At 70.4% G+C, this 14,302-nt stretch carries 12 protein-coding genes; 9 read left to right on the top strand and 3 right to left on the bottom strand.

The features are described from left to right. The 4 genes from YWW_RS0114830 (at position 1) to YWW_RS0114815 (ending at position 5,500) form a co-directional block, all read left to right on the top strand. Entirely contained in the window at positions 1 to 1,377 is a 1,377-nt protein-coding gene (locus tag YWW_RS0114830) for an NAD(P)/FAD-dependent oxidoreductase (RefSeq protein WP_026930719.1), read from the top strand. A gap of 73 nt (positions 1,378 to 1,450) precedes the next feature. Next, entirely contained in the window at positions 1,451 to 2,140 is a 690-nt protein-coding gene (gene mtrA, locus YWW_RS0114825) for an MtrAB system response regulator MtrA (RefSeq protein ID WP_026924637.1), read from the top strand. After that, positions 2,140 to 3,762 carry an MtrAB system histidine kinase MtrB gene (gene mtrB / locus YWW_RS30640; RefSeq protein ID WP_245595432.1) on the top strand — a complete coding sequence of 541 codons (1,623 nt, stop codon included), beginning with the start codon at positions 2,140 to 2,142 and terminating at the stop codon, positions 3,760 to 3,762. Before mtrA ends, mtrB begins: the two co-directional genes overlap by 1 nt. Next, positions 3,752 to 5,500, top strand: a complete 1,749-nt coding sequence (locus YWW_RS0114815; protein WP_026930718.1) for an LpqB family beta-propeller domain-containing protein — start codon at positions 3,752 to 3,754, stop codon at positions 5,498 to 5,500. The genes mtrB and YWW_RS0114815 overlap by 11 nt, the downstream gene beginning before the upstream one ends. A gap of 54 nt (positions 5,501 to 5,554) precedes the next feature. On the opposite strand, the gene YWW_RS0114810 is transcribed toward YWW_RS0114815, so the two are convergent. Beyond that, entirely contained in the window at positions 5,555 to 5,782 is a 228-nt protein-coding gene (locus YWW_RS0114810; protein ID WP_026930717.1) for a DUF3107 domain-containing protein, read from the bottom strand. A 118-nt stretch (positions 5,783 to 5,900) separates the two neighbouring features. Continuing rightward, positions 5,901 to 6,545: a TetR/AcrR family transcriptional regulator gene (locus YWW_RS30635; RefSeq protein WP_035697621.1), complete on the bottom strand. Its 645-nt coding sequence runs from the start codon at positions 6,543 to 6,545 to the stop codon at positions 5,901 to 5,903. 175 nt (positions 6,546 to 6,720) lie between these two features. Between YWW_RS30635 and YWW_RS0114795 the strand changes: the two genes are divergently transcribed. The 5 genes from YWW_RS0114795 to YWW_RS34165 all read left to right on the top strand — a co-directional run bounded on the left by YWW_RS0114795 (position 6,721) and on the right by YWW_RS34165 (position 12,403). Next, positions 6,721 to 8,256 (top strand): hypothetical protein, encoded by a 1,536-nt coding sequence (locus YWW_RS0114795; RefSeq protein ID WP_155830188.1) that lies wholly within the window; start codon positions 6,721 to 6,723, stop codon positions 8,254 to 8,256. Positions 8,257 to 8,260: 4 nt separating this feature from the next. Further along, positions 8,261 to 9,265, top strand: coding sequence for an alpha/beta fold hydrolase (locus YWW_RS30630; RefSeq protein ID WP_051325842.1), 1,005 nt, complete (start codon positions 8,261 to 8,263; stop codon positions 9,263 to 9,265). After that, positions 9,262 to 10,110 (top strand): DUF3152 domain-containing protein, encoded by an 849-nt coding sequence (locus tag YWW_RS30625; RefSeq protein WP_155830187.1) that lies wholly within the window; start codon positions 9,262 to 9,264, stop codon positions 10,108 to 10,110. Before YWW_RS30630 ends, YWW_RS30625 begins: the two co-directional genes overlap by 4 nt. 61 nt (positions 10,111 to 10,171) lie before the next feature. Further along, positions 10,172 to 11,350 (top strand): adenylyltransferase/sulfurtransferase MoeZ, encoded by a 1,179-nt coding sequence (moeZ, locus tag YWW_RS0114780; protein WP_035697623.1) that lies wholly within the window; start codon positions 10,172 to 10,174, stop codon positions 11,348 to 11,350. Between the two features lie 159 nt (positions 11,351 to 11,509). Next, complete coding sequence (locus YWW_RS34165) at positions 11,510 to 12,403, top strand: serine hydrolase (RefSeq protein ID WP_051325840.1); 894 nt, start codon at positions 11,510 to 11,512, stop codon at positions 12,401 to 12,403. Positions 12,404 to 12,524: 121 nt separating this feature from the next. On the opposite strand, the gene ahcY is transcribed toward YWW_RS34165, so the two are convergent. Beyond that, the gene (ahcY, locus tag YWW_RS0114770) at positions 12,525 to 13,994 is read right to left on the bottom strand and encodes an adenosylhomocysteinase (protein ID WP_026930713.1); all 1,470 of its coding nucleotides are present in this window, start codon (positions 13,992 to 13,994) and stop codon (positions 12,525 to 12,527) included. Positions 13,995 to 14,302 lie beyond the last annotated feature (308 nt).

The raw sequence follows: 14,302 nt of genomic DNA, 5'->3' as shown, positions 1-14,302 counted from the left end.
GTGAAACGTATAGTCGTGATAGGTGCCGGTCACGTCGGTTTTTACGTTGCCGAACGCTTGAGCAAGAAGCTGAAGAGCGACATCAAGCGCGGTCAAGTTGAACTGATGGTCATCGACCCCAACCAGCACATGACCTACCAGCCGTTCCTCCCCGAGGCGGCCGCCGGCAACATCTCCCCGCGCCACGGCGTGGTGCCCCTGCGCCAGGCGCTCAAGCGCTGCACCATCCTCACCGGCGGCGTCACCGAGATCGACCACGCCTCCCGCAAGCTCGTCATGCAGCCGATCGCCGGCCCCGTCCGCGAGATCGAGTACGACGAGATCGTCATCGCCCCCGGCTCGGTCTCCCGCCCCCTGCCCATCCCCGGCCTGGCCGACGTCGCCATCGGCATCAAGACCATGGGCGAGGCCATCTGGCTGCGCAACCACGTCCTCCAGCGCTTCGACGTCGCCGCCACCACCACCGACCCCGACGTCCGCCGCAAGGCCCTCACCTTCGTCGCCGTCGGCGGCGGCTTCGCCGGCGCCGAGACCCTCGGCGAGCTCGAGGACCTGACGGCCACCGTCGTCGACAACTACCCCGAGATCGACCCCGCCGAGGTCAAGTGGTACCTCGTGGAGTACGCCGACAAGATCCTGCCCGAGGTCGGCCCGCAGATGGGCGTCTACGCGGCCCGCGAGCTCACCAAGCGCCGCGTCGACGTCCGCCTCGGCACCACCCTGAAGTCCTGCGAGGGCGGCCACGTGGTCCTCACCGACGGCGAGGAGTTCGACTCCGACACCGTCATCTGGACCGCCGGCGTCATGCCCAACCCGCTGCTGAAGCAGACCGACCTGCCGATCGGCCCCAAGGGCCATCTCGAGTGCAACACGCGCCTCCAGGTCGCCACGGGCGTCGAGGCCGGCACCGCCGAGATCGGCGAGGTCGTCGACGGCGCCTGGGGCGCCGGCGACTCGGCCCAGGTGCCCGACACCTCCGACTTCCCGATGCCGTACTGCGCGCCCAGCGCCCAGCACGCGGTCCGCCAGGCCCAGGTCCTGGCCGACAACATCCACGCCAAGCACGTCGGCGCCGCCCTCAAGCCGTACGAGCACAAGTACATCGGCTCGGTGGCCGGCCTCGGCCTGTACAAGGGCGTCGCCAACACGTACGGCTTCAAGGCCAAGGGCCTGCTCGCCTGGCTCATGCACCGCGGCTACCACCTCTCGCGGGTGCCCGGTGTCGGCCGCAAGGGCCGCATCCTCGCCGACTGGATCGTCGGTTTCTTCACCAAGCGCGAAATGGTGCAACTCGGCGAAATCAGCCTCGGGCGCGAACCGTTCGAGGCCATCGCCGCCGGTTCCGACCCCGCTCGGGCCGGGAAGTCGAGCTCATAGCCGATACAGTTGGAGCACCACGGGTGACCACCCGTGGTGCTCTCGGCTTTTGTGAGGTGGAAAACTGGTGTCCATGAGAGCACGTGTACTCGTCGTCGACGACGACCCGGCGTTGGCGGAGATGCTCGGCATCATCCTGCGGACCGAAGGCTTCACCCCCACGTTCGTCACCGACGGCGAGAAGGCCCTGGCCGCGTTCAAGGAGCACCGCCCCGACATCGTCCTGCTCGACCTCATGCTGCCCGGCATGAGCGGCATCGACGTCGCCAAGGCCATCCGCGGCGAGTCCGGCGTGCCGATCGTCATGCTCACCGCCAAGTCTGACACGGTCGACGTCGTCCTCGGCCTCGAATCGGGCGCCGACGACTACATCGTCAAACCGTTCAAGCCCAAGGAGCTCGTCGCCCGCATCCGCGCCCGCCTGAGGCGCGGCGACGACGTCACGCCCGAGCGCCTCGAGATCGGCAAGCCCGGCCTCCAGGTCCAGATCGACGTGCCCGCCCACCAGGTGACCCTCAACGGCGCCGAAGTCAAGCTCACGCCGCTCGAGTTCGACCTGCTGGTGGCGCTCGCCCGCAAGCCCCGCCAGGTCTTCACCCGCCAGGTGCTCCTGGAGCAGGTCTGGGGCTACCGGCACTCGGCCGACACGCGCCTGGTCAACGTCCACGTCCAGCGCCTCCGGGCCAAGATCGAGCCCGACCCCGAGCGTCCGCAGCTCATCCAGACCGTCCGCGGCGTCGGGTACAAAGCCGGATTGGGATAGTGGCAGGCCCGCACCCCGCAGCACCACGGCGGCGCGGACCGGCATGGCCGCGGCGGCTCGGACGCCGCCTGCTCGACGCCGCCGGCCGCGCGGCGAACCCGATCATCAACCGCTTCCGCGCCTCGCTCCAGCTGCGGGTCGTCTCCTCCACCCTGATCGCCTCCACGATCCTGGTCCTCACCTTCAGCTTCGTCGTCGCCGGCTCGGTGACCTCCGGGCTGCTCACCGACCGGCAGACCACCGCCGTCGACGAGACCGTCAACGCCGTCGAACGCGCCGCCGAGCAGCTCGGCCAGTACAACACCCCGACCGACCCCGTCCTCTCCCAGACCATGCAGCGCGTCGTCAACGAACTCGCCGAGGACCCGGTCTTCGCGCCCTACATCCTGCTGACCACCTCCGAGGGCGACGTCGTCAAGTCCAACCCCGTCAGCGACATCGACCTCCCTTCGGGCGAACTGCGCGACCTGGTCCGCGCCGGCAACGTCGCCAGCCAGTACGCCACCTTCGACTTCGCCGACGCCCCGCAGATGCCGTACCTGATCGTCGGCGCGCCGATCGCGCTGACCGTCGACTACGAGCTGTACGCGTTCTACCCGCTCGACTCCGAGCAGGACGCCATCAGCCTCCTGCGCACCAACCTCGCGCTCGCCGGCATCGCCCTCGTGCTCCTCCTCGGCGTCATCGCCGCCCTGGTCACGCGCCTCGTCGTCACCCCCGTCCGCGAGGCCGCCCGCACCTCCCAGCGGCTCGCCGCCGGGCTCCTCCACGAACGTATGGAGGTCCGCGGCGCCGACGACCTGGCGCGCCTGGCCGGCTCGTTCAACCTCATGGCCGAGAATCTCCAGAGCCAGATCCGGCGCCTCGAGGAGATGTCCATGATGCAGCGCCGCTTCACCTCCGACGTCTCCCACGAGCTGCGCACCCCGCTGGCGACGATCCGCATGGCCGCCGACCTGCTCTACGACACCCGCGACGACTTCGACGCCACCACGAAGCGCTCCACCGAGCTGCTCCAGCACGAGATCGACCGCTTCGAGGACCTCCTCCAGGAGCTGCTGGAGATCTCCCGCTTCGACTCCGGCTTCGCGGCCCTCGAAGTCGACGCCGTCGACGTCAACCCCATCGTCGAGGACGTCGTCGCCCAGCACTCGGCCCTCGCCGACGAATGCGGCGTCACCGTCACCGTCCACCGGCCCGCCCGCCGCGTCGTCGCCGAGGTCGACTCCCGCCGCCTCCAGCGCATCGTGCGCAACCTCGTCTCCAACGCCATCGAGCACGCCGAGGGCAAGCCCGTCGAGGTCACCGTGGCCGAATCCGAGACCGCCGTGGCCGTCGCCGTCCGCGACCACGGCGTCGGCCTCAAAGCCGGCCACGCCGACCGCGTCTTCGACCGCTTCTGGCGCGCCGACCCCTCCCGCACCCGCAGGACCGGCGGCACCGGCCTCGGCCTGGCCATCAGCCTCGAGGACGCCAAACTGCACTCGGGCACCCTCCAGACCGTCGGCGAGACCGGCCGCGGCACCCTGTTCGTGCTCACCCTGCCCCTCCAGGCCGGCAACCGCGTCATCACCTCACCGATCCCGCTCCGACTCGACGAGGAGGCATCCGATGCGCACTAGGACCCTGGCCTGCGCGGTCGTCGCCGCCTCCTGCGTGGCCGCCCCGGCGCTCGTCTCCTGCGGCGTCCCCTCCTCCTCCGCGCCCGAGGCCCTCGAAGCGGCCCCCACCGACTTCGACCAGTCCTCCTCGATCGAGGTCGAGGCGTTCCTGCCGACCACGGACGCGACCACCACCGTCGACCACTTCCTGCGGGCCGCCTCGGGCGACCCGACCGGCCGCGACGAGCGCCTCCACGAGTTCACCGACGAGGCCCGCGAGTTCTCCGACGCCGTCGACGGCATCGGCCTGCTCGACGACGTCCAGATCGACCTCGGCGACGGCACCGACGACCTCAACGCCACCTCCGTCACCGTCACCGGCACGGTCATCGGCACCTACCTGCCCGACGGGCAGGTCCGCATGAACGTCCCGCCCCGCGAATACGAGGAGCGCTTCGCCCTCGAACGCGAGGAGTTCACGGACACCTGGAGCATCAGCGACCCGCCCTCGCAGGTCATGATGCTCCGCGACCAGTTCGAGGGCGCCTACGAGCAGGCCCCGCTGTACTTCCAGGCCACCGGTCGGAACGACCTGCTCGTGCCCGACCTGCGCTGGGTCTACCGGAACCTCGACGAGACCGTCGACAACCAGCTCCGGCTCCGCTGGCTCGTCGTGCAGGGCCCCTCCGATCTGGTGTCCCGGTCCGCCAGGTCGGTCATCCCGGCGGGCACCACCCCGGAGTTCAGCGACGAGGACGGCGTCATCCGGATCAACCTGACGCTCGGCGAGGCCGCCGCCGCCCTCGACAGCGACACCACCGACGCGATCGCCGCCCAGATCGTCTGGAGCCTGGGGCTGAGCGGCGAGTTCGAGCTGCTGATCGAAGGCGAGCAGGTCGCCGAGGGCACCCTGGCGGACTGGCGCGACTGGAACGCGATCCCCTCCGGCGACGACGAGATCGGCTACTTCATCGCCGAGGACACCGTCTGGCAGCTCGAGAACGGCGCGGTCACCGACGCCTCCGCCGACCACCCGTGGGTCGGCTTCAGCACGCCCGGCCTCGAACAGGTCGACATCGCCTCCGACGAGCAGATCGCGGCCGTCGTCGCCACGGAGTCCGGCTTCGAGCTCCAGATCGGCCGCGGCGAAGGGGACATGTCGACCGTCCAGGGCCTCGGCGGCACCCTGAGCGACCCGCAGTGGCTGACCGAGGGCACCGTCATGCTCATCGACGACGGCGTCCTCACCGTGGTCGACGCCGCCAGCGGCGCCGTCGAGCCGCTGGCGGGGGAGACGGTGCGGTCCCTGTCGGTCGCCCCCGACGGCCACCGCATCGTCTACGTCGAGGACGGCCGCGCCTCGGTCGCGCCGCTGAGCCACGACGCCGACGGGAACCTCCAGTTCGGCCAGTCCCAGCGCCTCGGGCTCGACATCACCGGCGTCACGGGCGTCGCCTGGGCCTCGGAGGACTTCGTGTGGATCGCGGGCGCGCGCGGCGGCTCCGACGACAAGCTGTTCCGGGTGTCCATCGACAACGCCGAGACCGAGAGCCAGTCGGGCACCTCGGGACTGCCGCTCGCCGAGGAGATCGCGGCCAAGCCCGCCGACCCGGTCGCCCCCGACCAGAACCGGGGCGAGCCGACCGTCGTCGTGATCGGCACCGACCTGTACCGGGCCTACAGCAGCAACCTCCAGCCGATCGAGGACAGCGACGGCCAGATCGTCCAGGGATCGGCCCCGTTCACCGTCCCCGAGTAGCGAAAAGGCCCGGACGCGAGCGTCCGGGCCGTGCGAGTCGGGGTCGACTCCCGCTCAGTTGTCGACGGTGAAGCCGACCGGCCGCGCCGACTGCGCGGCGACCTCGACGTAGGCGATCTTCTCGGCCGGGACGATCACCTGGCGGCCCTTCTCGTCCTCGAGCCGCAGCACGCCGCCCTCGTTGATGGCCTGGTCGATCGCCTCGCTCAGGTCCTTCGACGACAGCTTGCTCTCGAGCACCAGTTCGCGCGGGGCGTACTGGATACCGATCTTGACCTCCACGGGCCCTCCTCAAACGATTGGCTCTGACGTCCGCAGACGATGCAACATTACTAGCGCGGGACGGGCCCCGGCGTCACCGCGAGTGCGCCGACAGCGAACGGGCCGCGCCGGGCCCCGCTCACTCCCGCTCGCCCTCCGAGGGGCGCTGCTCGTCCTCTCCCAGTGGGAAGTGCGAGATGCCGCGCCAGGCGAGGGTGCTCATGAGGGCGACGGCCTCGTCCTTGGGCACCACGCGGCCCGAGGCGATCCACTTGCGGGCGGCGACCTCGGCGGCCCCCACCAGGCCGGTGGCGAGCAGCTCGGCGCGGGCCTTGTCGACCTGGGTGTCGGCCATGATCGTGTCGGCCAGGGCCGTCACGCACTCGCCCTCCATGCGCAGCACCCGCTCGGCGACGGCCGGGTCGTTGCGCTGGTCGGACTCGAACACCAGCCGGAACGCCTCGCCTTGGGCGTCGACGAAGTCGAAGTAGGCGCGCATGGCCTGGTCGACGCGCTCCTTGTTGTCCTCGGAGCGGTCCATCGCCTCCCGGATGCGCTCGACCAGTTCGGTGGCGCGCCCGTCGAGCAGCGCCAGGTACAGCTCAAGCTTCGAGGTGAAATGCTGGTAAAGCACGGGTTTGGAGACGCCGGCGCGGTCGGCGATGTCGTCCATGGAGGTGGCGTGGTACCCGCGGGAGACGAACACCTCTTGCGCCGCTTGCAGCAGCTGCGCCCGCCGCTCGCTCCTGGGCAGTCGGATTCTGCCGTCTCCGCCGCTGTTCACCCCGGCACCTCTTCTCGGTCGTGTCGCTCATCCGTCAGTCGCCGGATCTTGCGATCACAACGAAGTTTACGGAAGGTGGAATCCAGCTTCCCAGCGTACGGGGCGGGCAAACGCGCGTTCACAGGACTAGTGGCGCCACGGTACCTTCGAGACGGGAAGATGAAGGAGAATTTCAGTGGTGTATGACCAGAACCGACCGGAAGAGCCACAGCGTCCTCCCGGAGACGACAGGCCGGCTCGCCGACGCATAGGCCGGTCCTGGGGGCCCGCGGAGGAGCCGGCGGCCGAGGCCGAGGAGGGCACGCCGCAGCCGGTCGGACAGCAGCAGGAGCCGTACCGTTTCGATCCGGACCGCGGCAGGCGCCACCGCTACTCAGAGGACCCCTCCGGGCAGACGCCGGGCATGCCGGTGGAGATCGCCGAGACCGGGCCGATGGTGCCCGCCACGCGGCGTCCTTCACCGGGGGAGCAGCAGCAGTTCGAGCCGATCCCGCCCGCCCCGCAGCACCAGCAGGCGCCGCAGCCCGAGTCCCCGTTCGCGCCGCCGGGTGCGAACCAAGGGCTCAGCGCGCCGCCGGGTGCGAACCCCGAATACGGCGCACCGGGTGCGAACCACGACCGGAGCACCCCGCCTGGCGCGAACCATGACCGCAGCACCCCTTCTCCCGGCATGAACGGCGAGTACAGCGCCCCACCCGGCGCGAACCCCGACTACGGCGCCCAGCCTCCCGGCGCGAACCCCGAGTACGGCCCCGGCCCGGCGCAGCAGTTCAGCGCGCCGCCCAGCCCCCACGCCCCGAGCGCCCCGCAAGGCGCCACCCCGCCCGCGCCGCCCGCTCCGGCGAACCACCCGACCCCGCCGCCCCCCGAGAACACCGAGCAGACCCCGCTCCCCGGCCCGGTGCACGAGACGGCCCCGAACCCGACCCCGAGCGCCCCCGCGCTGCCGTCCCCGCCGGTCCACGGCCCGGTCACCGAGCAGGTGCCGCCGCGCACCCCGCCGGCCTCGCGCCAGCCGCCGCTCGAACCGACCCCGCCGGCGACCCCCGACGACGACGTCGTCGACCCCGACTCCGAGCAGCTGCTCGCATGGGTGCGGCAGGTCCCGGGCGTCCGCGACGCCTTCCACGTGACCTCGCCCGACGGCAGCCCGAGCCTGCGGCTGGAGCTCGAGGACGGCGTCGACCCCGACGAGGTGCAGGCGGCCGTGTCGGCCGTCGTCGCCGAGCAGCGCGGCTCCTCGCCCGGCCCGCAGACGGTCGACGAACCCGACGAGGACGCCCAGGCCGAGCCCGAATCCGCCGTGCCCGCCGAGGCCGAGCTCCCGCGCGTCGGCGCCGTGGAACTGCGCCGCGTCGAGATCGACTCGGCCGGGCTCGACGCCGAAGTGAGCGTGACGCTCGCCGTCGGCGACTACGAGTCGTCCGGGGCGGTCACCGTCCCGCCGATCGACTGGCACGTGCAGCACGCCGCCGCCGCGGCCACCGTGGAGGCGCTGCGCCCGCACTTCGGCGACGGCGACGCCAGGATCGAAGTCGAGCACGCCTCGATCGTCGCCACCGGCCCGGTCAAGACCGCCGTCGTCGTCGTGCTGTGGCTCGACGGCCAGGCGGTGCGCCGCCTCGCCGGGGCCGCCGTGGTCACCTCCGAACGGTCCAGAGCGGTGGTTTCGGCGACGTTGTCCGCACTCGCAACGGAAGTGGCACTATAGGAGCATGAGGCGGGCACGGTTGGTCGGGGCGGACAGGGTCCGCGTCCCGACCCGCCCCCACCCGCCGTGGCCCGGCATCGAGCACCGGCTGAACCGCAGCCACCTGTTCATCCGCCACACCCCGGGCACGAACCCCGACGCCGAGCCGGCGGTGTTCGTGCACGGGCTCGGCGGCTCCGCCCAGAACTGGACGGACCTGGCCGACGCCCTCGCCGACCACCTCGCCGCTGACGCGATCGACCTGCCCGGCTTCGGGCACTCGGCCCCGTCCCGGCACGCCGTCACCATCCCGTCCCTCGCCCAGGACGTCGCCGCCTGGATCATCGAGTCCGGGCGCGGGCCGGTCCACCTCGCCGGGCACTCCCTGGGCGGGGCGGTCTCGGTCTACCTGGCCGCCACCCGCCCCCACCTGGTCCGCACCCTCACGCTCGTCTCCCCGGCGATGCCCTTCGGCAACCCGAGGCGGTCGCACCAGTCGCGGTTCCTGCCGATGCTGATCGTGCCCCGCATGGCCTGGATCGCCGACCGGGCCCTGCGCTCGCGCACCCCGCAGCAGGTCGTCGACGACATCTACCTCGGCACCTGGGCCGACCCGAGCCGCGTCCACCCGCAGCGCCGCCGCGAGGCCGTCGCCGAGGCCAGGCGCCGCCTGGCGGTGCCGTGGAACTCCACCGCCTACATCCGGACCTACCGGGGCCTGATGGCCTCGTTCCTCCAGTCGATCGTGCCCGGCACGCACTCACTGTGGCGCCTGGCCCGCCGCATCCCGGTCCCGACGCTGGTCGTGTGGGGCAAACAGGACCGTGTCATCGACGTCAGGCAGGCGCCCGGCACCGGCGCGGCCATCCCCGACTCGCGGCTGCTGATCCTCGACCGGGTCGGCCACGTCGCGATGATGGAGGAGCCGGCGGCGGTCGCCCGGGCGATGGTCGCGATGTTCGACGAAGCCCGCGAAACCCACGGGCCTCGCACGCTGAGGGCCCCGGCTGACCTAGACTCGGCAGTGTGACCGAGGGACGATTGGCTCGCCGGCGCCGTCTCCGGAGGCGTCGCCGCGCCGTATTGCTGGCGGTCCTCATGCTCATGGCGGGCTTGGGAATGTACTTCGTCGTCAACTCCTCCGACGAGCCGGCGCCGCAGGCGCTGGACACCGAGCCGCCCGCGCTGACCGACACGAACGCGGCCCCCTCCCCGGAGGTCCCCGAGCCCGAGGCCGGGGCGGAGACCGAGGCGCCGCCTCCGCCGCTGTACTACTCCGGCACCGGCACGTGGACGTACGCCACCCCGAGCGCGGCCGCGGCAACCGCGTTCGGCGAGGCGGGCACGCTGCTCGAGTACAACATCGCCGTCGAAGACGGCATCGAACTCGACGCCCAGGAGTTCAGCGACTTCGTCGCCGCCACCCTCTCCGACGAGCGCTCGTGGACCGCCGGCGGCGGCTGGCGCTTCCAGCAGGTCGGCGAGTCCGGCGCGGACTTCACGATCTACCTGGCCAGCCCCGAGCAGCGCTCGATCCTGTGCAGCCACCCGAACACCACCGTCTCCTGCCGCAACGGCGACAGCGTCGTCATCAACTCCGCGCGGTGGATCGCCGGCGTCGACCACTGGGACGGCACCCTCGAGACCTACCGCGAATACGTCATCAACCACGAGGTGGGCCACCGCCTCGGCCACCCGCACGAGGTCTGCCCCGAGCGGGGCGAGCTGTCGCCGGTGATGGCCCAGCAGACCTTCCAACTGGCGGGATGCATCGGCAACGCCTGGCCCTACCCCGACGGCGAGACCTACCTGGAGGGCCCGCCCGGCTCCTACGAGGGGCCCGAACTGCCGCCCGACGACTACGCCGACGCGTGAATCCCAGCACAACGCCCTTCCCGGTGGAATAACCACAGAGTGGATATGCATTACTGGTTATATGAGTTTGCCGCCACTAGTCGAGCCAGCCGCCGACCTCTCCGTCGACGAGGTACGGCGGTACTCCCGCCACCTCATCATCCCAGATGTCGGGATGGACGGCCAGAAACGTCTCAAGAACGCCCGCGTGCTCTGCGTCGGCGCCGGCGGACTCGGTTCGCCCGCCCTCCTGTACCTCGCCGCCGCCGGAGTCGGCACCCTGGGGATCATCGACTTCGACACCGTCGACGAGTCGAACCTCCAGCGCCAGATCATCCACGGCCAGTCCGACATCGGCCGCCCCAAGGCCGAATCCGCCGCCGCCTCCATCCGCGAGGTCAACCCGAACGTCGACGTCGTCATCCACAACACCGCGCTGGACAACGACAACGTCATGGACATCTTCTCGGGCTACGACCTCATCGTCGACGGCACCGACAACTTCGCCACCCGCTACATGGTCAACGACGCGGCCGTGCTGCTCGGCAAGCCCTACGTGTGGGGCTCGATCTACCGCTTCGACGGCCAGGCCTCGGTCTTCTGGGCCGAGCAGGGCCCCTGCTACCGGTGCCTCTACCCCGAGCCGCCGCCGCCGGGCATGGTGCCCAGCTGCGCCGAGGGCGGCGTCCTCGGCGTCCTGTGCTCCTCGATCGGCTCCATCCAGGTCAACGAGGCCATCAAGCTCATCACCGGGATCGGCGAGCCCCTGGTCGGCTCGCTCATGGTCTACGACGCCCTCGAGATGACCTACCGCAAGATCAAGGTCCGCAAGGACCCGAACTGCGCGGTCTGCGGCGAGAACCCGACCGTCACCGAGCTGATCGACTACGACGACTTCTGCGGCTCGGTCACCGACGAGGCCGCCCAGGCCGTCGTCGGCTCCACGATCACCGCCCGCGAACTGGAGACGTGGATCAAGGAGGGCCGCGACATCGACCTGATCGACGTCCGCGAGCCCGCCGAGTACGAGATCGTCCGCATCCCCGGCTCGCGCCTGATCCCCAAGGGCGAGATCGTCTCCGGCGCGGCGCTGTCCGAGCTGCCGACCGAGAGGCAGGCGGTGTTCTACTGCAAGTCCGGCATCCGCTCGGCCGAGGCGCTGGCCGCCGCGAAGGCCGCCGGTCTGAGCAACGCCGTCCACGTCCAGGGCGGGGTCCTCGGCTGGGTCAACCAGGTCGACCCGAGCCTGCCCGCCTACTGAGCACCACGCACGACCAAGAGGCGTACGGCCGAACGGCCGTACGCCTCTTCGTCACCGTGCGTCGTCTCGGGGTGATATGGAGTGTTTGGCGCCGTTTCTGAGAGAATTCCCAGCTCTGCGCCGTTGACTCCGATTGCAGCGGTTTCATAGCCTTGCTCAATGATTCGGACCGGAAACGACGAACGCAGGCACTCCCGCATCAACCGACGCAACCTGCTCCGCTTCGGCGTGCCTGCGGCGGCCGTCGCGGTGGGCGCCGGAGCCTTCGCCACCGTGACCGCGAACGCCGCCGAGACCGCGCTCGACGGCGTCTTCGGGCGCTCCGCCGACGAGCTGCAGGACGAACTGGCCGCCAGGATCGAGGACTACCTCGCCTCGACCGGCACCCTGGTGGAGGCCTCCGTCGCCGTCGAGCGCGGCGACACGCACCTGGAGTACAACGGCGACCAGCTCCACATCACCGCCTCCATCGTCAAGATGGAGATCCTCGCGATGGTCCAAGAGCACTGGGGATCGGTGGACGCGGTCCCCGACGACCAGCGGGAACTGATGCGGCTCATGATCACCGAGTCCCACAACGACTCCACGACCGAGCTGTTCGACTTCCTCGGCGGCAAGGAGGCCCTCGACGCCGCGCACGAGCGCTACGGCCTGGCGAACACGGTCTCCGACCCCGACGGGCGCTGGGGCCTGGCCGAGACCATCGCCGCCGACCAGCTGATCATCGCCGACCTCAACCTCTTCGAGGGCGTCCTCGACGCCGAGCAGGTCGACTACGGCCGCGAGCTCATGGGCAGCGTCATCGACTCGCAGGACTGGGGCGTCTCGGCCGCCGCCGCGGAGGGCGAGTCGGTGTGGCTCAAGAACGGCTGGGACGTCGAGTCGCAGCTGGGCGGGTTGTGGGTGGTCAACTCGGTCGGCGTCCTCGGCGGCGACGGCGACGACCCGATCAAGATGGCGGTCCTGACCAGCAAGGCCGTCGACGACACGGAAGGCGTCCCGATCGTCGAGGAGATAGCGCGCATCACCAGAGCGGTGATCGACGAGGCATGACGAAACGGCCCGGCCTGATGGCCGGGCCGTTCGCTCCGCTCAGTGCCGACTGCGCTGCTGCTGCAGTTCCTTCGCTTCGCTCAGTACCTGCTGTGCTGCTGCTACAGTCCCTTCGCTTCGCTCAGTACCTGTAGTGATCGCTCTTGTAGGGGCCTTCCACGTCGACGCCGATGTAGTCGGCCTGCGCCTTGGTCAGCTTCGTCAGCTTGACGCCGAGGGCGTCGAGGTGCAGGCGGGCGACCTCTTCGTCGAGCTGCTTCGGCAGCGTGTAGACGCCGACGGGGTAGAGCTCCCGCTTCGTGTGCAGCTCGATCTGCGCCAGCACCTGGTTGGTGAAGCTGTTGCTCATCACGAAGCTCGGGTGCCCCGTGGCGTTGCCGAGGTTGAGCAGCCGGCCCTCGCTCAGCACGATGATCGAGTGCCCGTCAGCGCCGTGCCCCTTGGTTCCCTTCGGGAACTGCCACTCGTGGACCTGCGGCTTCACCTCGAGCTTCTTGATGCCCGGTTCGGCCGCCAGCCCGGCCATGTCGATCTCGTTGTCGAAGTGCCCGATGTTGCCGACGATCGCCTGGTGCTTCATGCGCCGCATGTGGTCGACCGAGATGATGTCCCGGTTGCCGGTGGTGGTGATGAAGATGTCGGCGCTCTCCACGACGTCGTCGAGGGTGAGCACCTGGAAGCCGTCCATCGCCGCCTGGAGCGCGCAGATCGGGTCGATCTCGGTGACGATGACGCGCGCGCCCTGGCCGCGCAGCGCCTCCGCCGAGCCCTTGCCGACGTCGCCGTAGCCGCAGACCACGGCGGTCTTGCCGCCGATGAGCACGTCGGTGGCCCGGTTGATGCCGTCTGGCAGCGAGTGCCGCACGCCGTACTTGTTGTCGAACTTCGACTTGGTCACCGAGTCGTTCACGTTGATGGCCGGGAACGGCAGGCGGCCCTCGCGCTCCATCTCGTAGAGGCGGTGCACGCCGGTGGTGGTCTCCTCGGTGACGCCCTGGATCGACCGCGCCTTGCGGGTGAAGCGGTTCGCGTCCTCCTCGAGCGACTTGGCCAGCAGCGCGAGCACCACGCCCTCCTCCTCGCTGGCGGCGCTCGAGACGTCGGGGACGGCGCCCGCGGCCTCGAACTTCGCGCCCTGCACGACCAGCAGGGTGGCGTCGCCGCCGTCGTCGAGGATCATGTTCGGCTCCTCGTCGCCCCAGTCGAAGGCGCGGTCGGTGCACCACCAGTACTCCTCGAGCGTCTCGCCCTTCCAGGCGAAGACCGGGACGCCGGCCGGCTCGTCGGCGGTGCCGGAGCCGACCACGATCGCGGCGGCGGCGTGGTCCTGGGTCGAGTAGATGTTGCACGAGGCCCAGCGGACGCGGGCGCCGAGCTCGGTGAGCGTCTCGATGAGCACGGCGGTCTGGATGGTCATGTGGAGCGACCCGGTGATGCGGGCGCCCTCCAGAGGCTTGGCCTCGCCGTATCGCTCGCGCAGTGCCATGAGGCCGGGCATCTCGTGCTCGGCGAGGCGGATCTCGTGGCGGCCGAAGTCGGCCAGCTTGAGGTCGGCAACCTTGTAGTCGTCGGCTCGCAGCGTGTTCGTCATGGGTGGAATGGTACGCGTCGGGGGTGTGTGGGCCGTCGAACGCCGTGGTGGCGGGAGACACGCAAAAAATATCTTTGTCAACCGCCGTTTCTGCTTGACACTCGTGGGGCTCTGGGTAATATTGCAGATACGCAGCGTCACAGCGGCGGGACGGCCCACAGGGACGTGAAACGTCGCCAGTGACGCGCGGGGGAACCAAACCGGGGGGAGTGCCGGGCGGTCTGGGGTGGCCGCCCGGCACATTTTTGTGTCCGGACCCTTTCCTCACGCATGGCGTCCCCGGGCCCGCGACTCGCGGCCATCTCGAT

This window comes from Glycomyces tenuis DSM 44171 (assembly GCF_000427885.1).
In the GTDB taxonomy this organism is placed as follows: Bacteria; Actinomycetota; Actinomycetes; order Mycobacteriales; family Micromonosporaceae; genus Glycomyces; species Glycomyces tenuis.
This window is presented reverse-complemented; position numbering and strand designations above follow the sequence as displayed.